Genomic DNA, 21159 nt, shown 5'->3' with positions numbered 1-21159 from the left:
TCGTTCTGTTAAAGTATAAAACCTCACTTACCTGATGTTGGTAAGTGAGGTTTTTCATTTTAGGCTATGCCAAAAACAACCAGGCAACAAGGTAACTGAGCAAAACAGCCCCCAGGCCAAACGCAAATACGGTATAGGCCAACTTTAAAAGGCGGTATTTCCTAGAGAGCACTTTTCCCTGTAAGTAGATATTATCCGCCATGCTGTTATAAAGCAGGTTATGATCCCGCATCATATTCCGGATACCTTCTCTGTAGGTATAGGAATCGAGCTGAATGAAGTTTCCGAAGAATAAGAAGTCGATCTTATTCTCAGGCATGGCTGTGTTTTTGGTATTAGGGCGTGTAGACCGTATGGCCAGGATAATAGTAACCAAACAAACTACTGTAAGCAAGATAGATGGCAACAGCAGATGCGGCACGTCCTGAAACTTGTTGAAGAAGGACGAGATCATAATGGAGGCAATGATGGCGTTAACAGAAATAAGCATGTTCGCTTTATTGTCGGCTATCACGCTCAGCTGAAGATGACTGGCCATGGTCGTCCGGAACATCGTCTCGATCCCTTTGCTGGCCTTTTGCTCTTTCTCCTTTCTAAGGTCCTTTTTCAGGGCTTTGTTTTCTTCCCATAGGGCCTCCAACTCTTCATTCTCCTTACTAAGCTCTCTACGCTTTTTCTTCAGCAGTTTGATGTTTTGCTCCTTGCCCGCAGAGAAAGCCCTTTTGGCGTACTTTGTATAATAATAGTGCTTCTTGAGCAGGGCCAGATGCCTGTCTATCCAGTCGTACTGGGCCACTTTGGTATCTGGGTTAGCTGCCTTCCTCTCGGCTCTTGTCACGTAATCTTCAGAAGCCAGGAAGCTGGCAACAGCATCACAGAGTGCTTCCTCTAACAGGTCGCGCGGGCGCTGCGGGTAGTGGGTAGCGGCAATGCACTGCGATATTCTGAGGATTTCTGCCTGACTCAGGTTACAGCTTACCAGAAACTCAGTAATCGGTGCGATCTTTTGCTCATCAAGTAGTTCTCCGGAATCACTGTAGTAGAGGTCATGTAGCCAGGCTGCAAGCAGAAGTAAACGGGTTTCTTCGTCGTTAAAATCACAGAATTTACTGATCGCCTCGGCGACGGCAACTAGTGTTTTTGTGTGGTGCAGGTCAAAACCAACAGCTTCGTTCGTGCCATTTATTGGAAGGTTCAGCCCCACAAAGGCATTTGCTCTATCCAGAATATCATCTTCCATCATAATTTTAGTCTTTAGCGATTCTGCAGCTTTTCATCTTCATCTTATTCCGACACCAGGCTAGGTATACTGAGTCAGTTTTACTGATGAAGTTAAAATTTAAAGCAATATAATCCTAATAAAATTCACTTTATTGTATTGATGATTAAGTACTTATGAATCTGTGGCTATATATAATTAAAACATTTTTGGAAGCCATGAACTGTGTGGGATATGGCTGTATCGGGGAGCTTCGTAACGGAAGGAAACAATTGCAAATTGTTGATTACATGTTGTTTATGCCGCATTCCTCTTTGCTTTCTACACTGCTTGTAGCTGTCGGAGTCAATAGGTTCTGTGATATTGTGCGAGGTGGCGCTATTCATTTTAATAAGATTACCGTAAATATAAAGTATGGGTTATAAATATGGATTATATTTATTATAAAGCTTAAGTTTTTCACGTTATGAGCCAACACCGTCAGCTTGCCGCTATCCTATTCACTGATATAGAAGGATATTCTGCCATGATGCAGCAGAATGAGAAGCAGGCCTTGACTATTAAGAACCGGCATCGTGAAGTGCTACAGCAGAAGCATAAACGATACCGCGGTCGGGTCGTGCAGTACTATGGAGATGGTACCTTGAGTGTTTTCCATAGTGCGGTGGAGGCAGTGGAGTGTGCACTGGCCATGCAACTGGCTTATTTGCAGGAGCCGCTGGTTCCCGTTCGCATGGGTCTGCACATGGGGGATGTGATTTTTGATGAAGAGCAGCTGTTCGGGGATGGGGTGAATCTTGCTTCCCGCGTTGAGTCACTGGGAGTGGCAGGCAGCGTATTGATCTCCGATAAGGTGAAGGATGAGATTGCGAACCATCCGGATATAAAAACTTATTCCGTGGGAATTTACCGACTGAAGAACATAGCGCGGCCAGTCGAGGTATTTGCCTTGGATCACGAAGGTTTAGTAAAGCCAAACCCAAATTCCCTGAAAGGAAAAACAGAAGAGAAGAAAGCACCAGCACTTCGAACAGCTAAAAGGGCCCCTGCCAAAAGCATTGCCGTACTACCGCTCGTGAATCTGAGCAACGATCCTGAACAGCAGTACTTCAGCGAAGGAGTTGCGGAAGAGATCATCAATGCATTGTCTAGCCTCAAAAACCTGAAAGTGGCAGGCCGTACCTCCTCGTTCAAATTCAGTAGGGAAAACGCTGACCTGCGGGAGGTAGGAGAGAAGCTGGGCGTGAGCACGGTGTTAGAGGGAAGTGTGCGCAAACAAGGCAACCGGTTGAGAATTACGGTGCAACTCACCAAAGTAGAAGACGGGTTTCACCTGTGGTCGGAGCGGTACGATGGTAGTATGGATGATATCTTTGCGATCCAGGATAAGATTGCGACGGCTATCACAGAGAAAATGAAAGTGACGCTGCTGGAAAAAGGTCGGGGAGGGCTCAGAAAAACGACGACCCACAACACCGAAGCCTATGAGCTATACCTGAAAGGAAGGTTTTACCTCAACAGACGCGGCTCCTACATCATAACCGGCATTAAGTATCTTCAGAGAGCCCTGGAACTGGACCCTGACTTCGCTTTGGCGCATGCAGACTACGCAGACGCTAATGTGCTGGCCGGGCTTTATGGTATGCTGCCACCAAAGCAGGTCATGTTCAAAGGGAAGCAGTCAGCTGAGAAAGCTTTACAGCTTAACCCGTCTTTGTGTGAGGCTTATACCGCGCTGGGTTCTTACTACTGCTACATCTGGGACCTGCCAAAAGCTGAGAAACACTTCTTGAAAGCATTGCAACTGAATCCGAGCCATGCGCAAACACACCTCCGGTATGGGCTCAACTACCTCGCCTGGATGAAGGGCGATTTTGCAAAGGCAGAGGAACATGGCAGAAAAGCGATAAAGCTCGACCCTTTGAGTTCGCTTTGCTTTGGCATATATGCCCAGATCCTGCACGCAGCCGGCAAGTTTAAGGAAGCGCTTGCTGCCTGCAAAACCGGACTTGACCTGGATTCCTATTCCTTTTTATGCAACCTGTATGAGGGATATTCTTACCTGTTTTTGCACCAACATGAGGAGGCGCTCGCTGTGTTTGAACGCCTGATGGTACTCTCGAACAAGCACAGCTTTACTCATGGTGCCTTGATCATGACGCTTTGCAAAATGGGAAACTTAAATAGGGCGAGGGCGGAATTGAAGGATCTGAAAGAGCGGGCAAAAAAGGAGTACATTGTGTGCACTGTAATAGGTATAGCAGCAGGGTGGTTGAATGATGATCTGGACGAGGCCTTTCACTTTTTCGAGAAGGGTCTGGAAGATCACGACCCTTTGCTTATCTCGCTCAAGCACGAGCATTGGACACCGGAGACGGTCAGGCAGGATCCCCGCTACCAGAAATTGCTGGACAAGATGAATTCGCCGGAAAGATTGCTTTCTGATAGTATGTACAAATATGGCTTTGGGATCTAAATGATTGGTTTTTAAACCAATCAATTGCAAAAACTATTTTGCAGCCATACCTGCTTCAGGAGTCACTACAGGCTGTAAGCTCAGGCGCTCCCGCTCGATGTACTGCACCACAAAGTACAGCCCCACACTTACCACAATGGCAAAAGCGCCAAGCCCCCACCACAAGGTATCAAAACCGTAGCGCGCAGCAACCGTGGTGCCCATGTAGGGAGCCACCACATGCGCCGCAGCGTACGATATCGTGTACAGGCCCATGTAAGAGCCCCGGTTACTGTTGTTGGAGCGCTCCACTGAAATGGTTGCCATAAAAGGCATCACCAGAATCTCAGAAAAGCTTAGCAAGGTCATCGCGATGTAGAGCAGGAAAAGGTGATGCCCCATGTTCAGCGTCACAAAGGAAAAGCCCAGTATCAACACCCCGATCGGTATCAGCCACGATTTCTTGACTTTATCCCCGATCAGGTATACAAAAATCATCTCCACCATAAACACGATGAAACCATTCAGGGCAAGCAGCCCGCCGATCCACTGCTCGGGCAGCGCGTATACCTGACGGTAATAGAGCGGTAAGGTAGAAAGGAGCTGAAAGAACAGAATCGCAAAGCCAGCGTTCAGCACAACAAAAATCAGGTATAGCCGATCTCTGTAAGGGGAACGGACCTTTTCTGTTACGCCTGAAGCCACCTCTTTGATAACAGCTTCTGCTTTAGCTTTCTGCTGTGGCCGGTGTCCCTGCTTTTTCCGGAAATAAATGTAAAAGAACAGGCCCGCCATCATACAACCTGCCGCATCGCCTATAAAGAGGAATTTATACGAGATGGCCGCCACCATACCGCCCAGCGCAGGACCGATGGAGAAGCCCAGGTTCAGGGCCATCCGGTTCAGTGAAAAGGCCCTGGTCACGTTCTCGGGTCGGGCATAGTGCGCAATGGAAGCTGAGTTAGCAGGCCGCAGCATGTCGTTGACCAGGCTCAGAATAAAAACACCTGCTGCCATGTGCTCAAACTTCTCCAGGAACAGGAACATCAGGTATAGGCTGCCACCAACCGTCAGGCTGAAGGACTGCACCTTAAAGTGCCCGATCCTGTCGGTTAGCCAACCGCCCAGAAAGCCGCCGCACACCGCGCCAAGCCCGTAGATGCTCAGGATGATACCGGCCTCCTTCATCGTGAACCCAAGTGACTCCGTAAGGTATACGCCCAGGAAAGGAATCACCATAGCGCCGCTTCGGTTAATGAACATCATCAGCGATAGCATCCACGCCGGGCGTGAGAGGCCACCGAAGGCATTGCGGTATAGGAGGAACAGGCGTTTCATTGTTTTGGTCGCTGGGCGCGTAATGCTATTTCTATAAGGCGGGTATGCGTGGCTTCAATCAGGAGCCTGCCCTTTATTTCGTGTTAAACTGGTTCATGGTGCGTTCCAGCCCGATGCTGCCAAAAGCGATCGCAGATTCCGCTGCTTTCTCAATAATGCCTGGCAGATCGATCTTCTCGTCGTCGCTGAAATTGCTGAGGACATAGTCAACCTGCTTGCCTTTGTGGAAAGCGTCACCTACTCCAAAGCGCAGGCGCGGGTAGTTGTTATGGCCCAGTGTCTGCTCGATGTGCTTCAGGCCGTTGTGCCCGCCGGCACTGCCCTTGGCGCGTATGCGGATCTTGCCGAATGGCAGTGCGATGTCATCCGTAATCACCATCATCTGATCCGGCGTCAGTTTCAGGTTGCTCAGCCAATGGCCGACGGCTTTGCCGCTCAGGTTCATGTAAGTGGTGGGCTTCACCAGTACATAGGTGCGGCCCTTGCTTTTGATCTCGGTCACGAAGGAGTGGCGACCAGTATCAAACTTCGCATCAAATTTCTGTGCCAGATGGTCCAGCACCATAAAGCCAATGTTGTGACGCGTTTCCGCGTACTCCGGGCCAATATTGCCGAGGCCCACGATCAGGTATTTCATACTTGTATCTTCAATGCTTGCTACCGCCTTTTGCTCCAGGCCCAGCCATTGTTTTAGTTTTATGATGGTTGAATTGCTCAAAATTAACTGGTTAAATGGCTTTATGGTTGATTCCAAAATAATGTAGCCTGTTTGGCTGGCAATTTAACCATTTAACAATTCAGCCATTTGATTTCCATCAGAAACAAAAAATCCTGCCCTGCTCGGAGCAGGACAGGATTTTGTTGCTATTGAAACAGCAATACTTATTTCTTGCCGCCGCGAGCTTCTTCTGTCTGTGCACTCTTAAGAGCACGTGGAATCGTAACGGTTGCTACCGGAGCAAGTGGGTTGGTCAGGATTTCGTAATCGCCCTTCGCAATTTTGCTTACTTTGATAGACTTACCAAGCTCCAGATCAGAGATGTTCACCTCGATATAGTCTGGCAGGTTAGCAGGAAGCGCTTTGATTTTCAGTTTACGCAGTTTCGTTACCAGCTTACCACCGGCCATTACACCTGGAGAGTTGCCAACAAACTTAACCGGAACATCGATCTTCACTTCTTTGCTTTCGTCCAGCTGCAGGAAATCAACGTGCAACAGCATTTCGTTTACTGGGTGGAACTGTACGTCCTGAAGGATCGCTCTGTAGTGCGTGCCTTCGATATTCAGATCAACTTCGTATACTTCTGGAGAATAAACCAAGTCTCTGAACAGGATAGCTGGGGCGTAGAAGTGAATCTGCTCAGTGCCACCATAAAGTACTCCTGGTACAAAAGACTCATTGCGCAGCTCTTTCGTCTGTGCTTTACCGAGATTTGCTCTTTTAAACCCTATAATCTCTAAAGTTTTCATAAAATGAATTTTGTTAAAATTTTCAGGCAGCAAAGGTATGGATTTAATTGTTGATTGTTAAATTGTTAATTGTTTTTTTCTTGTACTACACAATCAACCCAACAGCCAACTTTCCCGATATCCTTTCGACCTATTTGGATACTATATGAAATTGCTGATTGTTAATCGTTGGGAACAACAATTAACAATCAGCAATTAACAATCAATTAAATAAACAGTGAGCTGATAGACTCGTGCGTCACTACGTTGTTGATGGCGCGGGCGAAAAGCTCGGAGAACGAAAGCACCTTGATCTTGGAGCAATCCTGGCGCAACGGAATGGTGTCAGAAACCACCAGTTCCTCCAGCACAGAGTTTTCGATGCGCTCGTAAGCCGGGCCCGACAACACAGGGTGCGTTGCAATGGCGCGAACGGTTTTGGCACCTTTGTCTTTCAGAAGTTTGGCGGCCTGCGTAATCGTACCGGCTGTGTCTACCATGTCGTCTACAAGTACCACGTCCATACCTTCCACGTCGCCGATCACCTGCATCGAGGCGATCTCGTTAGCCCGTTTGCGGTGTTTGTCGCAGACAACCATTTCAGCACCGAAGTTTTTGGCGAAGGCTCTTGTTCTTACCACACCCCCTACGTCAGGAGAGGCGAAGATCAGGTCGTTGCCCAGGTTGAGACTGCGCAGGTAAGGCACGAAAATGGCCGAACCATCCAGATGATCAACAGGAATGTCGAAAAAGCCCTGGATCTGGCCGGCGTGCAGGTCGCAGGTCATCAGGCGGTCGGCGCCTACTGACTGGATGGCGTTGGCCAGCACTTTAGAGCCGATGGAAACACGTGGCTTGTCTTTGCGGTCCTGGCGGGCGTAGCCGTAGTACGGCATCACCACGATCACTTTGTGGGCTGAGGCGCGCTTGGCGGCGTCTACCATCAGCATAAGCTCCATCAGGTTGTCGGCTGGCGGAAACGTGGACTGCACCAGAAATACTTCTGCACCGCGAACAGATTCATTGAAGTGTGGTGCCATCTCCCCGTCGCTAAAACGTAGAAGCTCAAGGTCACCGAGTTGCGTACCGTATGCAGTAGCAATTTTTTCGGCTAGGTACTTGGAGGCGGAGCCAGCGAAAATTTTTACCTGTGGCATAATAATGCTAAATGTTAGTAGGGTTTGGTTTAGGTTATTATGCCTGCAAAGCTACGAAATTCCGCACATATGCTATCTGATATTTCTGATTTTTAATTAGTTAGGAGGGAGGGTGAAAAGCAAAAAAGGCAACCCACATTGCTGTGGGTTGCCTTTTTAAGTTGTCCGACCAGGTTTCGAACCTGGACTCTTCTGAACCAAAATCAGACGTGTTGCCAGTTACACCATCGGACAAGCTACCTACTAGATTTCAGGATGGAAGCCCCTTCGTCGTTCAGTGATGCAAAGATAGGCAGGCTATTTTAAACTGCAAACATTTGCCTTAAAATTTTTTGAAAATCTTAGCCCAAAATCTGCTTTAGCGCCGTGTTCTCGTACTTTTTGAGGTATACACACAACCCTAAACGTAGCAGAAAAGGTGGTCACAGTAGGCTGTTACTCTGCCTAATTGAGTGAAATTCACGGCCTTATTCTATAACGATTTCCTGAAACCGGGCTGATCCTCTGGACTGGCCTACACCTTGATAAGGTTTCTGGCGGTAGATTTAAAAATATGTGCCTGTGCTGAAATTTTTATCAGGCAAGGTATAGAAGCACCTGTTTGCCAGCTTGGCGGACTCCTGCCTATTTAGGAAAGCAGCATTTTAATTACGGCGTATGCCTCCCAGCTTATCGTGGTAAAATCACCTTTTAAATTGTAGTATAAGGTATAGCACGGGGTCTTGAGGAGATGATGTGGATAAGTTTAACTGATTTTATAGCTTTTGTATGTCACCATCTGGCAAGTACTGCGTAAAGAACCTTGCTAAATCTTCCAATTATGTATTCAACTATCATGACGGTCAATTCTGACATCATTACCACGACCTGCGGTCGTGCGCTCGATCTAAGCCGTACGGAACTGGTTATTGAGCGATCTAACAGCCTGTTTAGTTACAACATCCACAAAATGGATACCGGGGAATATGTGATAGCTGAGAAGTTCTATGCCAACCCTTTTAACAACCGCTACATCCTGCTCAATGATGAGCAGATCGAAATGCTGAAACATTTATAGCGTTTGTCTCGAATACGAAATTTCCATAAAGAACATTTTTAATAAGATTACGCTTACAATTATGTTTAAATTTTTAGCCTTCCGCTTATTCCGGGCCATCTGGGCTCAGATTCTCTAATTTTAACAACCACTTCTAAAATAACAGGCCATCTCCGCCACGCACCGTTTGTTCGCAAGCTGCGCATGGCGGAGATGACTTTTTATACGCGTATACATCAGGTATAGCTTCGTGCCTTGCCCAGATATAGCCCTATAATATAAACACAACAGCCGCAGCAAGAATCATCTCACTGCGGCTGTTCTGCGTTCATACGCTATACCTTGTTATTCCTCCTCAGGAGCGGTTACAGCGCCGGTTCGTCGCTTGTTGCCCACGTTTTCAACCTCGCGGTTTATCTCTTTGATGTCAACTGGCTGCGAGAAGTCGCCGATGAGGTGCTTGGTGAAGTAATCGCCCATCATCCAGAAGAAGTACTCAGTCATGTCGCCGAAGGCGTGGCGCTGGCCAGGCAGCATCACAAAATCGAAGCGCTTGTTGGCTTTAATGAGGGCTTGCGCCATGCGGATAGTGCCGGCCGGATGCACGTTGTTGTCCACGTCGCCAGTTGCCAGCATCAGGTGCCCTTTCAGGTTGCGTGCCAGATCCGGGTTTTTCTCTATCGCATACACAAAAGTCGTATCTCCCTTAGGCGTTACCACTTCCTTCACACCGTGATGCTTTTCGCTCCACCAGCGGTTGTAAATGTTGTTTTCGTGGTTACCTGCTCCCGACACGGCTACCTTGAAGAAGTCAGGGTATACGAGCATCGCCGCCGTAGACATAAAGCCGCCACCTGAGTGGCCGGTTATACCTACGCGATCAATGTCGATGAAACGGTGGCGGTCAGCCAGTTGCTCAAGGGCCGCTTTCTTATCAGCCAAACCGTAATCGCGCAGGTTGCCGTAGCCATAAGTATGGTACCACTTGGAGCGGGCCGGGTGGCCACCGCGGTTACCTACCGTTACCACCACAAAGCCCAACTGCGCCAGGCGATCAATACGGTCCATGCTGCGGCCGAAGGCCTTGTTCACCGCCTCGGTCTGCGGGCCTGGGTATACATAAGTAATAATCGGATAGGTCTTGGTTGAGTCGAAGTCGAACGGCTTGTACATCACGCCATAGAGGTCGGTGATGCCATCGTCTGCCTTCACCGTGAACGGCTCCGGGAATTTATACCCTGTCGTCATCAGGCGGCTCAGGTCGGCTTTCTCAAGGTCCATTACCTTGCGGCCTTTGCTGTTGTACAGGGCTGATACCGGCACGGTGTTCACACGCGATGCAGTGTTCACGAAGTAGGTGTTGTTGTCGTTCAGGCTGATGGTGTTGTCGAAGTTACCTTTGTTGAGAAGCGTCATACCGCTGCCGTCGAAGTTGACGCGGTAGAGGTGCATGAGGTATGGGTCTTCGTCCTTCTCGCGGCCATTGGCGGTAAAGTAAAGCACACGGTTTTTCTCGTCTATACCTACCAGGTCCTCTGCATGGAAGGAACCACTGGTGATGCGGTTTTTCAGGTTGCCCTTGCCATCATACAGGTAGAAGTGGCCCCAGCCATCGCGCTCAGACCAGTGAATGATCTCATTGCCACCTTTCACCAGGCCGATGCGGTTGATGTCGATGTAGGTGTTGAAGCGCTCTTCGATAACAGGGGTTACCTTGCCCGAAGCGATGTCCAGCTCGCATACGTCGATCTTTTTCAGGTCGCGGCTGGTGCGGGTGAAGTATAGCTTGTCTTTGGTGCCATGCCATAGGATCGGGCGGTGCTCATCGTCACGCTGCTTCTGCAGGGCAGGCGCCGACCATAAGGAAACCTCCTGGTCTTTAAAAGCTGCCGTGTTGATTCTGCGTTGCGATTTGTTGGCGAAGTCGAAGATCAGCAACTCTCTTTTAGGCGCTTCCTTCTCGCCTGGCATCTGGTATTTGTAAGTCTCCAGTGCGGGGCGGCCCTGCGCTGTGTGATGGATTACCCACAGGTCTTTCACTTTGCGCTCGTCTGTGCGCACCATGGCAAACTGCTTCGAGTCCGGTGACCACATGATGAAGGCCGGCTTGCGGTTTTTCCTGTTCTTCGCACGCTCCACGTTTGTTTCGCCACGTGAGTCGCCGTAGGTATAGTACTCCACACCATCCTTAGTGAGTTGGTGCTCTACAATGGTCGAGTCTTTCTCATTCTTCAAAGCCTTTTCGTAGTTGGCCTTGTCCATCCAATACAGGTTGTGCTCTTTGGCAAATATCACCACCTGCTGGTCAGGGGAAATAGATGCCCAGCGCGGCTTGGACTTTGGCTTTTCGAAATCTTTCAGCTCCACTACCTGGCCGGTAGAAAGGTTGTAGCGGAAGTAGAACGTCTTTTTCTCAAGTGAGTCAGCCGCTTTTTTGTCCAGACGGTCTTTCTTCACCTGGTCGATTGAGCTCTTGATCTCAAACTGCACGCTTTTTTCGTCTTCCGTGAACTTAAGGTTCTGGATAGGCAGGTTCTGCGCATCAAATGGGTCCTGCACGACCATGGTCACGGCCGAGGCTACCTTCGCGTTGTCGAAGATCAGCTTCTTGGATTTGGTGGCCGGGTCTACGATGTACCAGTTCTTGCCATTGCTGGTCTCATACTCATACCAGAAGCGGTCGGAGTTTTTGAGCCAGTGTGGATCGAGATTGGTGGTAAAGATAAGTTTCTCCAGCTTTTTAGGCGAGAAGCGGGAAGCCAGCTGGTAGTTTCCCTTGGTCGGCGTAGCAGGCTGCTGTGCCTGTACGCTGATGCCCGCTATCAGCAGCATAGCGAGGAGGTAAATTTTCTTCATGAAAAGGTTGGTTTGGGTGATTAGATCAGGTGAACAGGTATAAGCCGCTCGGTAGGTATAGACTGCCAGACAGTAGAATAGTTTAAATCATGTTATTATAAAATATAGCTCCTTACTGCGCATCCTGCCAGAGGTATAAGTGGAGTCGGTTTTTCGGAACAGGAAGGAAGCAACGTACTGCTGCAATTTAGGGTCAATAAATTAAAAATTAGCGCTGTATCATGAGAAATCTGCTGTTTGTAGCTTTCGTTTGCCTACTGCCTCCCTGCTTAAAAGAAGACTTGGGCACTATTAACGCATACCTGGGGCAGGAAATCTATATTGAATGAACGGCAGACGACGCTATACAATAACAGCAGATTTGATGCGGTTACGATTGTAAAGTTGAAAGTAGCGGATGTGAACGACAGCAGGTGCCCGAGTGATGTGGTATGTGTGACCTATGGCAAAGTAGAGGTGCCGCTTGGACTGGAAACGGGAGAAGGTATAGGAGAAACCTCCACGATGTGCCTGGGCGATTGTGCCGACGGCAGCCGATCTGAAGATGTAGTGCAGGTGATGTTAGGTGCTATACCTTATAAAAGAAGATTGCTGGACGTCCCTGCCAAGCCATAAGGACAAAACCGGTAAAACCAAGAAAGTACGGCTGGTGTTAGAGCGTACGTAGGCTGTCCTCCGCTTAGGGCTTTTTTCTGCAGTTGGCCTCAACTGTACAGTAGGTATGCTAAAGTAATCTGTCCTGCTACCGGCGTAGCACTGGGCTTTTTGTGCAGGCAGGGGCTCTGCTGCGGTAGGTATTGCGCAATGGGGCTATGGTTTGATATTGAGTAAGTTAAAACTTTTTGGGGTGTTGTGTGGAATTGTCCTCAATATACCTTAGTTTTGCGCCTTGAAATAACTCCGTTATACAGTTAATCAATATAAAAAGTCAAATGGCGAATATTGGCAGAATTACCCAGGTTATCGGTCCGGTGGTGGACGTTAGCTTTGCGGGTGAAAACGCAAAATTACCAAACATCCTCGATGCGCTTGAGGTAATTAAAGAAAACGGCCAACGCATTGTGCTGGAAGTGCAGCAGCACCTCGGCGAAGATCGTGTACGTACCATTGCGATGGACTCCAGCGAAGGCCTTACCCGTGGTGCACAGGTAACTGACCTGGGCGGCCCGATCACGATGCCTACCGGCAACGCTATCAACGGTCGTCTGTTCAACGTGATTGGCGAAGCGATCGACGGTATTCCACAGCCCGCCACTACCACGCGTCTGCCAATTCACCGCGCTGCGCCGCGTTTCGAAGACCTGGCAACTTCATCTGAAATCCTTTATACTGGTATCAAAGTGATCGACCTGCTGGCCCCTTATGTAAAAGGTGGTAAAATTGGTCTGTTCGGTGGTGCCGGTGTGGGTAAAACGGTATTGATCATGGAGCTGGTAAACAACATTGCCAAGGCCTACTCAGGTCTGTCAGTGTTTGCCGGTGTAGGTGAGCGTACCCGCGAAGGAAATGACTTGCTTCGTGAATTCTTAGAATCTGACATTATCCGTTACGGCGAAGAGTTTAAGCACTCTATGGAAGCTGGCGGATGGGACTTGACAAAGGTGGACATGGCTGAGCTGGAGAAATCGCAGGCGACGTTGGTGTTCGGTCAGATGAACGAGCCTCCTGGGGCGCGTGCACGTGTGGCCCTGTCTGGTCTTACAATCGCTGAAAACTTCCGTGACGGTGACGGTACCGGTGCTGGTCGTGATATCCTGTTCTTTATTGACAACATCTTCCGCTTCACGCAGGCGGGTTCAGAGGTGTCGGCCCTTCTTGGTCGTATGCCATCAGCGGTAGGTTACCAGCCAACACTGGCAACTGAGATGGGTGCCATGCAAGAGCGTATCACGTCTACTAAGCGTGGTTCCATTACATCTGTACAGGCCGTTTACGTACCTGCGGATGACTTGACTGACCCAGCTCCTGCGACAACGTTCGCTCACTTGGACGCGACTACAGTACTTTCCCGTAAGATTGCCGAGCTTGGTATTTACCCTGCGGTGGATCCACTGGACTCTACGTCACGCATTCTTTCTGCCGACGTTCTGGGCGAAGACCACTACGGTACAGCACAGCGCGTGAAAGAGATTCTGCAGCGTTACAAAGAACTTCAGGACATTATCGCCATCCTTGGTATGGACGAACTTTCTGAAGAAGATAAGCAAGTGGTACATAGAGCGCGCCGTGTGCAGCGTTTCCTGTCTCAGCCTTTCCACGTAGCAGAGCAGTTCACAGGCCTTGCAGGTGTTCTGGTAGACATCAAAGACACCATCCGTGGCTTCAACGAGATCATGGACGGTAAGTACGATCACCTGCCTGAGGCAGCCTTCAACCTGGTTGGTACCATTGAAGACGCCGTAGCGAAAGGTGAGAAGTTGATGGCCGAAGCAAAATAAATTCATTAAACAGTTAGCAGTGATCAGTAAACGAATGCTGATCGCTGCTAATTGTTAACTGTTAACTGAAACAGATGTATTTAGAGATAATCACACCTGACAAGAAGGTTTTTGCCGGTGAGGTAGAGTCAGCTCAGTTTCCGGGTTCAAACGGTTCGTTTGAAGTCCTGAACATGCACGCTCCCCTTATCAGCACCATGGAAAGTGGCAGAATCCGTATCACTACCAAGCAAGGACAGGAGTTCTTTACCGTGGATGGTGGTGTGGTAGAAGTGCTGAACAACAAGATCATTGTACTGGCTGAGTCCGTTACGGAGTAGTACAGCATTAGCTAAAGCATAAAAAAATCCCTTTCTGCTTGATAAGAGCGGAAGGGGATTTTTCATTTAAGCTGTCACTCTCGCAGTGTTTGTTCAAATTCTTCTTTTATGACAAGAGCGATGATTTTTATCAGGATGGGGTCGGGCCGCGGCAAAATTAGTCAGACAACAGGTTTGGTAATGATGCTGGAATTTAGGAGGTTGGTTCCGGGGCCGTTTCCGGTCTCCAACCTGGACGTGCTATTTAAAATTGACTTCCAGACGCTATAACCAGAATTATAACTGCCATTTTTCGAGCTCTTCGCCAACGTGTCATTTGCCGGATAAAGAGCCCGCTGCTGATGAGTAGCTTTTCCATTTCAACTGGCAGGGATTTCTCTAAACTTATTGATCCCCTTCCCATCGAACTCATGGTCGCTTGCCAGTATTGGACGATCGTGTTACCCTCTTCAGTCTTCCAATAAACCTCTTGTTCCCAAAGGCTGGTAGAAATGGTGAATTTTTCTCCTGACACTAGCCTGAGTGCCTTTTCTCCAAATAATCCGCTGTGAATCTCACCAATTACCTCCCTATCCTTGGTTACTAACACATTCCTGTCCCAAAAGCTCTTTTGGGCAAAATTCAGCTTTGTTTCCTCGTCGGTATAGAGCGCTTTAAAATTCCAGGAACTGTCAATGGTCAAATTCCCGATAATTTGCTGTTCCATAGTGAATATGAAATCCTTTGCAAACCAACCAGTATGCCGCCAGTTTAATGTTTTCATTTATAATCCCATTTTATTTATTCTTCATTCTTGATTAGAGGGCCAATCTAATTTGCTGCAGTGGACTTGTATACCCTGTGTGCGAGCCCATCGGCCGAAGCGCACAGCATATGCATGGTTAGCTACTGTAATTTTGTTTTTTTACCCACTCCAGCATTTCAGGATATAGCTCTGGTACCTTCTTTTTGCCATCATACTTTTGGAACAACTCCAACAGGTGCTCGTTAAAAGCTCTGAATTTTACAAATCCCCTGCTGTTTTCCATAAAGTCTATTGGCTGAAGCATTACTTTTTCATAGTCGCTTTCCCCAAATCTGTCATAAACGTAAATACCGAAAACAGCCCACGTCATGTACTCATTGAATGTCTCGTAAGGGCTATTGTAGCTGCTTTTTGTGTTCCACTTTCCTACATCTGCCATGGCATCATTTATGGCATCGGCAAAGTTGTCTGATATAGGGTTAACATAGTTGTGGTCTATTTCTGTGAATGCCCTCCTTAAAGTCAAAGCATCTGTTATACCTTGGCTCACAGAATCTTTGCTTGCTAGGGAAGGGGCGGACATGAATATAATATTTTCTTTGAAGCCGTTGTTTTCGAAAAGGCGGATACTGTGGGAGGCACCTGCCAGAGGGCTCATGATGATTCTATAGGAGTCCACCCTGTCGGGGAATTGACCTTGCAGCCAGTTCCAGGCTTCCTTCACTTGTGCTCTCTCATGCTCTAGTGACTTCAGCTTATCATAGAATGGCTTTTCGCTTTGGTAGAAGAAAAGGAAATTGCTTGCAATGGCAAAGTCCTGGATTAAAGGCATTAACTTTTTGAACTGGTTTCTTGCCCTAAAGCCAGCGTATGTGCTCGATCTGACTATTCTTTGCCCGTCAAACTCATAAGCGGCACTGTTTTCCCTAAAGTTGAGATAAGTGCCTGTTGATAGTAGCGTATTTAAGCTCTTGATGGCAGGGTGGCTCTTGTAGGGTGTGAAGTATTCTAAAACACGATTGTGATATTCTGTATCCTTGTTTACCCAGTTGGGTTGTGCGCTGTCTGCAAGTGCCACCATCGCATTGGCAAGCTCATACACTTGTGGTATTACCACGTTTACCTTCCCCTGGTTTCCAGCTTTATAGTAATCGTCATAAGTGCCGGGGTTAAACTGCTTGTAAATATCCAGCAGTACAGTATCACCTTCGTTGACCCAGTATATGAACTCCTGCTCTACACCGTTATTTGTGATGAAGATAGTATCACTGTTGGAGTAGAATTTAGAATCCTTCCAGCCGCCCCAGTAAGTAAAATCAAAAGAGAGGGTATCGTCTTTGATATTTTTCTTTTCCAGCGTGCGTACTAAGGCTCCTTGATAATTAACCTCTAAAGTTTCGGTTTCTAAATAACTTTTGGGAGGTACTTGGTTGTATATTCCAGAGCTGCATGAAGTTGAAAATACAACAAGTATGAGTATAAGCTTTTTCAAATTTTTACTTTTATTGTAGCTAACTAGCGGATATATGATAATACAAGCTAATCTACACTATAGCCAAACTTGCGCCTCCTACTTCTTACCACTGCCTGCAGGTATAGCAGAACTCTGCGGTACCGCCTGCACCTTGGTGAAATCCAGGTCGTGGAAGTCGTAGCTGAAGTCGGTGAGCGGGGAGACGGCCTTCATGCTTATACCTGAGAGATTGCCCTGCTGATCCGGTACAAACACTACGAAGGCATCAGCCTCAAAACTTCGGTCCGTCCATTTCACAACAAAGGTATTGTCTTTATAATAAAGCATTTCGCCCTGCAGCCTCGGCGATCGCAGTGACTTGAAGTATAGCTTATTCTTCTGCTTGTAGATCTCGACGAAGCCAAACCACTTGTCTTCGAAAGTGCCTACGTAGTTGTCGAAGGCTACTTTCGATTTTTTCTCTTTCAGCACCTTGTTCACATCTCCCCATATCTTGTCGGTATAAGCGGTGGCTTCTGCCACGTACTCATCCTCTTCCTGCTTCAACTCCGCCACCCAGTCGTGCGCTTCCATACCCAGGTAGGCCTGCTTGATGGTGTTGGTGATGGAGCGGAAAGCCTGTCCGTTTTGCTGGTTTGTGAGCACGATGATGCCCAGGTTCAGCTCTGGCAGCATGGTTACCTGGCTCACCATACCTGGCAGACCGCCTGTGTGGCTGACTTCTTTGTGGCCCTTCACATCGCTCAGAAACCAACCGAGCCCGTAGGACCGGAAGTGCGTGTTGAAAGGGCTCTTGCCGTTGTAAGGGATAATGGTTTGCGGCGTCCACTGCTCCCGGATGACTTTTTGCGTGAGCAGACGCTGCTTCAGATCATCGCCATACCTGCCGTCATTCATCAACATGATCAGCCACTTACTCAGGTCGTGCACACTGGTGTAAATCCCTCCGGCAGCGGCCCCGAAAGGCAGGTTGTAGCGGTCAATGATTTTCAGCTTGCCCTCGATCACAGCATGGGCCTCGATGGTGTTGGTTAAGTCCTGGAGTCTGTCGTAGCTGGCGGCACTGCGCGTCATACCGAGCGGTTGTAAGATGCGTTTTTCAGTGAAATCCGACCAGCTGGTGCCCGTCTCCCGGGCCACTACCTCACCGGCGACAATGTACAGCAGGTTATCATAATCGTACTTCGACCTGAAATCGGACACCGGCTTCAGGTACTGTATGTTGCGGATCAGGTCGTTTGCTGTGAAGTCGTTTCCGTCGGGGAACAGCATCAGGTCACCGGCTCCCAGGCCCAGGCCACTGCGGTGCGTCAGCAGGTCCCGGATCGTGAATTCCTCTGTCACATAGTCGTTGTAGAGGCGGAACTCAGGTATGTACTTCACCACCTTGTCATCCCATTTGATCTTGCCCTCTTCTACCAGCAAACCCAGCGATGCAGCCGTGAAAGCCTTGGTGTTGGAGGCCACACCGAACAAGGTATGCTCCGTGGTTTTCTCCCCCGTTTTGATCGAGTTGACACCATAGCCCTTCATGTGCACTACTTTACCATCCTTCACGACCGCTACAGCTATACCTGGCACCTGAAAGGCCGTCATGGCCCGTTCCACTACCTGATCGATTTCCTGTGGGCTGATGGACTGCGCCTGAAGCGGAAGAACAGAGCTCAGCCAAAGCAGCGTGAGGACAAGCAAAAGAGGAGTAGACTTTTTCATAAGCATCAGGTATAGGCTAAGGTTTTAGAACTGGCATCGGAAATGCGATCGTGGAATCAGGTTTTAAGGCAAGGATCGAAAATTGGATGGTCGAGTCAGATTTCATGACAGGCATGGTAGCCCCTGAGGCGATGCCTTCTGCCGGAGCAGCGCTTTTTGTGGAAGACTTTGGGAAGAGGCTATACCTGCTGCCTGGCTTTGCAAGCGGATTCAACTTGCCCGTGGAGGAGTCTTGCTCCAGAGAACGCAATTCCAGTTTCTTGTAAAGCGGTTTTAACCGTAGCTGCGGATGATCTACATCTTGTGCTCGAGCTGACAGGGATAAAAGCACTAGTCCGGCGATGGCGGCTATTGTTTTCATTGGGTTGTGCGGTTAAGTGGAACCGTTTTTAAAATAGCTTATCACTCCACTTGGGTCTGGACTGTTGCTGCCTCAGGATTGTTTTAGCTACCGGAATTTAATGCAACGCATCACCCTAACATGCTAAGCCTCACTAAATATAGCAAAATCTACATTCAGTGTATAAATCATACCACACTTTTTAGGAGATATTGCAGGACTTCGGAAAGTGTACCTGCAGATGTATTAATCGGATAGGTATAGCTACAGAATTTCCATCTCCACATCTCCCCCCACCGGGAAGCCCACGCAAGTCAGCGTCATACCATTTTCGATGTCACGTTCGGTGAGCACTTCGTTGTAAGACATCCATACCTTGCCTTTTAACACCCGGGCCAGGCAACTGCCGCACTTGCCGGTTTCGCAGCTGTAGGGCATGGAAATACCTGCCTGGCGGGCGCTTTGCAGGATGTTATTGGGGTAGCGCGAAACGATCTGGTGCGTGTTGCCGCCGATATGTAGTGTTACCCGGTGGGCTGCCGTGTCGGGCGGTATAACTTTGGCCGGTTTGCGGATGTCAGTGTTGAAGATCTCCTTCCGGATGTTGGGCTCCGGTATACCGAACTGCCGCAGCGCAAACGACATCAGACGCATGTAGTTATCAGGACCACAGATGTAGAAAAGCAGCTCGTCGTACGGTACTTTAGCAAGGGAACTGATAAAACGCTGCAGCAGGTCCTTGTGCAGTCGCGCCCGGCTTAGGTCTGGTGAGTTGCTGTACAGAAATTCGGTGTGCAATCTTTCAGGGAATTGAGTCGACAGCTCTTGCAGAGGTTTCAGGAACATGGCCTTCTCTGGGTAGCTATTGCTGTAGAAGAGCACCGCCGACAGTTCCGGCCGGGCGTGCAGCAGCGTTTTGAGTAGCGAGTAAATTGGCGTAATGCCACTGCCGGCTGCCAGAAAGAAAATCTGTTTATACACGGTGCCTTCTTCCGGCAAGGTAAACAAACCAGCTGCTCCGGTCGTGATCAGTTTGTCGCCCACGCGGGCGTTGTCGATAAGCATGCGGGAGAAGAGGCCGTTTTCGATGCGTTTCACACCTATCGTGAGCGGCTCCTGCATCGCGGGGGAGGAGGTGATGGAGTAGGAGCGGCGGACTTCGCCCTGCGTGCTGTGGTGCACCAAAGTCAGGTATTGGCCGGCTTTGTACGGAAGCGGCTTACCATCCTCAGGCTCCAGCGCGAAGGTCTTCACGCCGGGAATTTCCTCTTGTATGTGGCGGATGATCAGGCTGCGGTAGTATCGGTTGTCGTCAGGTATAGGGTGTGTCATGTTTTGCTTGCGAAACTTATTGGCTATACGAATCAGGCTGCCCATGGTGAAAATAGCAGCGATGCCTTGTCTCAAAAATAAGCAGGATTGCCGGTCTATTTCCAAATACTGACTATATTTAACGATAAATACGCTATACCTGCCCATGGCACAGATCCATCCGAAAACCACTCCCATTTACCAGACCTCAGTGTTCACCTTCGAAAACCTGAACGATCTGGAGCTTTACTTTGAGCAACCGGACCAAAAGTACATGTACACCCGCTACGGCAACCCCAATTCGGATGAGCTGGCCGAAGAGGTGAACAAGCTGGAGGCCGGTGCCGGGGCGGTGGCCACTTCGTCGGGTATGTCGGCTATCCTGACGGCGGTGCTCACGTACTGTCAGTCCGGCGACCACGTGCTTTGTGCCGAGGAAATCTACGGTGGCTCAGCGGCCTTGCTCTCGCAGGAACTGACCCGCATGGGTATAGCGGTGAGCTACGTGCCAAGCGACACGCTCTATACCTTGCAAGAGTTCGTGCAGCCGAACACCAAACTGCTGCTGGCCGAAACCATGAGCAATCCGCTGCTGCAGGTGGTGGACCTGAAGCGCCTGGCAGAAGAGACGAAGCGCACGGGTATAAAGCTGGTGGTGGACAATACGTTTGCGTCACCCGTTATCACCAGGCCTCTCGCGCTGGGCGCTGACCTGGTTATCCACAGCGTGACGAAATACCTGTCGGGCCATAGCGATGTGACGGCCGGTGTGGTGGTGGCCGGAACCTCGGAAGACAGCAACCGGAGCAAGCAGATCATGCGCACCTACGGACTCAACCTAAGCCCCTTTGAGAGCTGGCTGGCAGCCCGTGGACTGAAAACCCTGAAACTGCGTATGCGTCAGCACTGCACCAACGCGCAGGCAATAGCTGAAATGCTGGAGCAGCACCCGCAAGTAAAGCAGGTATGGTATCCGGGGTTGACCCAGCATCCGCAGCACCCGTTGGCTAAAGAGCAGGGGCAAGGCATGTTCGGTGGTATGCTGTCCTTCAAACTGAAAGACGATGCGCCGGAAACGGTAAACGCCTTTATGCAAGCCTTGCAACAAATCCCGTTTGCCCCATCGCTGGCAGGCGTGAGTACTTCCATTTCGCACCCGCTCCGCACCTCGCACCGCAGCCTTAGCCCGGAGCAGCAGCAGAAACTCGGCATCACACTCGGCCTGATCCGCTTGTCGGTAGGTATAGAGGAAACCGAAGAACTGCTGGCTGATTTGAAACAGGCGCTGGAGAAAGTTTAGGAGTTAGA

The 21159-nt window shown here is 49.2% G+C and carries 17 protein-coding genes and 1 tRNA gene; 6 read left to right on the top strand and 12 right to left on the bottom strand.

Features of this window, described 5'->3' with window-relative positions; genetic code table 11:
• Window positions 1-64: 64 nt before the first annotated feature.
• The gene (locus tag AC4QZR_RS00775; RefSeq protein WP_494479219.1) at window positions 65-1243 is read right to left on the bottom strand and encodes a Pycsar system effector family protein; all 1179 of its coding nucleotides are present in this window, start codon (window positions 1241-1243) and stop codon (window positions 65-67) included.
• A 442-nt stretch (window positions 1244-1685) separates the two neighbouring features.
• Here AC4QZR_RS00775 and AC4QZR_RS00770 point away from each other — a divergent pair, with 442 nt between their 5' ends.
• Window positions 1686-3695 (top strand): adenylate/guanylate cyclase domain-containing protein, encoded by a 2010-nt coding sequence (locus AC4QZR_RS00770; protein WP_494479218.1) that lies wholly within the window; start codon window positions 1686-1688, stop codon window positions 3693-3695.
• A gap of 33 nt (window positions 3696-3728) precedes the next feature.
• On the opposite strand, the gene AC4QZR_RS00765 is transcribed toward AC4QZR_RS00770, so the two are convergent.
• The 5 genes from AC4QZR_RS00765 to AC4QZR_RS00745 form a co-directional block, all read right to left on the bottom strand.
• Window positions 3729-5012 (bottom strand): MFS transporter, encoded by a 1284-nt coding sequence (locus tag AC4QZR_RS00765; RefSeq protein WP_494479217.1) that lies wholly within the window; start codon window positions 5010-5012, stop codon window positions 3729-3731.
• Between the two features lie 73 nt (window positions 5013-5085).
• Window positions 5086-5649, bottom strand: a complete 564-nt coding sequence (gene pth, locus AC4QZR_RS00760) for an aminoacyl-tRNA hydrolase (RefSeq protein WP_494479783.1) — start codon at window positions 5647-5649, stop codon at window positions 5086-5088.
• Window positions 5650-5894: 245 nt separating this feature from the next.
• Complete coding sequence (locus AC4QZR_RS00755) at window positions 5895-6482, bottom strand: 50S ribosomal protein L25/general stress protein Ctc (protein ID WP_253400593.1); 588 nt, start codon at window positions 6480-6482, stop codon at window positions 5895-5897.
• A 206-nt stretch (window positions 6483-6688) separates the two neighbouring features.
• Complete coding sequence (locus AC4QZR_RS00750) at window positions 6689-7618, bottom strand: ribose-phosphate pyrophosphokinase (protein WP_253400592.1); 930 nt, start codon at window positions 7616-7618, stop codon at window positions 6689-6691.
• A 161-nt stretch (window positions 7619-7779) separates the two neighbouring features.
• A tRNA-Gln gene (locus tag AC4QZR_RS00745) sits at window positions 7780-7852 on the bottom strand.
• A gap of 586 nt (window positions 7853-8438) precedes the next feature.
• On the opposite strand from AC4QZR_RS00745, the gene AC4QZR_RS00740 reads away from it, so the two are divergent.
• Window positions 8439-8675 carry a hypothetical protein gene (locus tag AC4QZR_RS00740; RefSeq protein WP_253400591.1) on the top strand — a complete coding sequence of 79 codons (237 nt, stop codon included), beginning with the start codon at window positions 8439-8441 and terminating at the stop codon, window positions 8673-8675.
• Between the two features lie 324 nt (window positions 8676-8999).
• On the opposite strand, the gene AC4QZR_RS00735 is transcribed toward AC4QZR_RS00740, so the two are convergent.
• Entirely contained in the window at window positions 9000-11510 is a 2511-nt protein-coding gene (locus tag AC4QZR_RS00735) for a S9 family peptidase (protein ID WP_494479216.1), read from the bottom strand.
• A 321-nt stretch (window positions 11511-11831) separates the two neighbouring features.
• Here AC4QZR_RS00735 and AC4QZR_RS00730 point away from each other — a divergent pair, with 321 nt between their 5' ends.
• The 3 genes from AC4QZR_RS00730 (at window position 11832) to atpC (ending at window position 14268) form a co-directional block, all read left to right on the top strand.
• A complete protein-coding gene (locus AC4QZR_RS00730) occupies window positions 11832-12125 on the top strand; it encodes a hypothetical protein (RefSeq protein ID WP_494479215.1) in 294 nt (97 codons plus the stop codon).
• Window positions 12126-12442: 317 nt separating this feature from the next.
• The gene (atpD, locus tag AC4QZR_RS00725) at window positions 12443-13948 is read left to right on the top strand and encodes a F0F1 ATP synthase subunit beta (protein ID WP_494479214.1); all 1506 of its coding nucleotides are present in this window, start codon (window positions 12443-12445) and stop codon (window positions 13946-13948) included.
• A gap of 74 nt (window positions 13949-14022) precedes the next feature.
• Complete coding sequence (atpC, locus tag AC4QZR_RS00720) at window positions 14023-14268, top strand: ATP synthase F1 subunit epsilon (RefSeq protein ID WP_116542831.1); 246 nt, start codon at window positions 14023-14025, stop codon at window positions 14266-14268.
• A 244-nt stretch (window positions 14269-14512) separates the two neighbouring features.
• Here atpC and AC4QZR_RS00715 read toward each other — a convergent pair whose 3' ends face one another.
• The 5 genes from AC4QZR_RS00715 to AC4QZR_RS00695 form a co-directional block, all read right to left on the bottom strand.
• Entirely contained in the window at window positions 14513-15031 is a 519-nt protein-coding gene (locus AC4QZR_RS00715) for a hypothetical protein (protein ID WP_494479213.1), read from the bottom strand.
• A gap of 118 nt (window positions 15032-15149) precedes the next feature.
• Window positions 15150-16505, bottom strand: a complete 1356-nt coding sequence (locus AC4QZR_RS00710) for a hypothetical protein (RefSeq protein ID WP_494479212.1) — start codon at window positions 16503-16505, stop codon at window positions 15150-15152.
• A 78-nt stretch (window positions 16506-16583) separates the two neighbouring features.
• Window positions 16584-18200 carry a serine hydrolase gene (locus AC4QZR_RS00705; protein ID WP_494479211.1) on the bottom strand — a complete coding sequence of 539 codons (1617 nt, stop codon included), beginning with the start codon at window positions 18198-18200 and terminating at the stop codon, window positions 16584-16586.
• 16 nt (window positions 18201-18216) lie between these two features.
• Window positions 18217-18561, bottom strand: a complete 345-nt coding sequence (locus tag AC4QZR_RS00700; RefSeq protein ID WP_494479210.1) for a hypothetical protein — start codon at window positions 18559-18561, stop codon at window positions 18217-18219.
• A 243-nt stretch (window positions 18562-18804) separates the two neighbouring features.
• The gene (locus tag AC4QZR_RS00695; RefSeq protein ID WP_494479209.1) at window positions 18805-19947 is read right to left on the bottom strand and encodes a flavin reductase family protein; all 1143 of its coding nucleotides are present in this window, start codon (window positions 19945-19947) and stop codon (window positions 18805-18807) included.
• Window positions 19948-20017: 70 nt separating this feature from the next.
• Here AC4QZR_RS00695 and AC4QZR_RS00690 point away from each other — a divergent pair, with 70 nt between their 5' ends.
• On the top strand, window positions 20018-21151 hold the full coding sequence (locus tag AC4QZR_RS00690; protein ID WP_494479208.1) for a trans-sulfuration enzyme family protein: 1134 nt from the start codon (window positions 20018-20020) through the stop codon (window positions 21149-21151).
• The last annotated feature ends 8 nt before the right edge of the window (window positions 21152-21159 follow it).

This window comes from Pontibacter sp. YIM B11418, from assembly GCF_059278805.1.
The sequence above is the reverse complement of the archived record's forward strand: the minus strand, read 5'-3'. Positions and strand labels throughout refer to the sequence as shown.

Excerpts from the sequence above, each read along its gene's own strand:
- AC4QZR_RS00715 (WP_494479213.1), bottom strand. The coding sequence starts at position 15,031 with ATGAAAACATTAAACTGGCGGCATACTGGTTGGTTTGCAAAGGATTTC.
- AC4QZR_RS00705 (WP_494479211.1), bottom strand. The coding sequence starts at position 18,200 with ATGAAAAAGTCTACTCCTCTTTTGCTTGTCCTCACGCTGCTTTGGCTG.
- AC4QZR_RS00775 (WP_494479219.1), bottom strand. The coding sequence starts at position 1,243 with ATGATGGAAGATGATATTCTGGATAGAGCAAATGCCTTTGTGGGGCTG.
- AC4QZR_RS00690 (WP_494479208.1), top strand. The coding sequence starts at position 20,018 with ATGGCACAGATCCATCCGAAAACCACTCCCATTTACCAGACCTCAGTG.
- atpC (WP_116542831.1), top strand. The coding sequence starts at position 14,023 with ATGTATTTAGAGATAATCACACCTGACAAGAAGGTTTTTGCCGGTGAG.
- atpD (WP_494479214.1), top strand. The coding sequence starts at position 12,443 with ATGGCGAATATTGGCAGAATTACCCAGGTTATCGGTCCGGTGGTGGAC.
- AC4QZR_RS00755 (WP_253400593.1), bottom strand. The coding sequence starts at position 6,482 with ATGAAAACTTTAGAGATTATAGGGTTTAAAAGAGCAAATCTCGGTAAA.
- pth (WP_494479783.1), bottom strand. The coding sequence starts at position 5,649 with ATGAAATACCTGATCGTGGGCCTCGGCAATATTGGCCCGGAGTACGCG.
- AC4QZR_RS00750 (WP_253400592.1), bottom strand. The coding sequence starts at position 7,618 with ATGCCACAGGTAAAAATTTTCGCTGGCTCCGCCTCCAAGTACCTAGCC.
- AC4QZR_RS00770 (WP_494479218.1), top strand. The coding sequence starts at position 1,686 with ATGAGCCAACACCGTCAGCTTGCCGCTATCCTATTCACTGATATAGAA.
- AC4QZR_RS00735 (WP_494479216.1), bottom strand. The coding sequence starts at position 11,510 with ATGAAGAAAATTTACCTCCTCGCTATGCTGCTGATAGCGGGCATCAGC.
- AC4QZR_RS00700 (WP_494479210.1), bottom strand. The coding sequence starts at position 18,561 with ATGAAAACAATAGCCGCCATCGCCGGACTAGTGCTTTTATCCCTGTCA.
- AC4QZR_RS00740 (WP_253400591.1), top strand. The coding sequence starts at position 8,439 with ATGTATTCAACTATCATGACGGTCAATTCTGACATCATTACCACGACC.
- AC4QZR_RS00765 (WP_494479217.1), bottom strand. The coding sequence starts at position 5,012 with ATGAAACGCCTGTTCCTCCTATACCGCAATGCCTTCGGTGGCCTCTCA.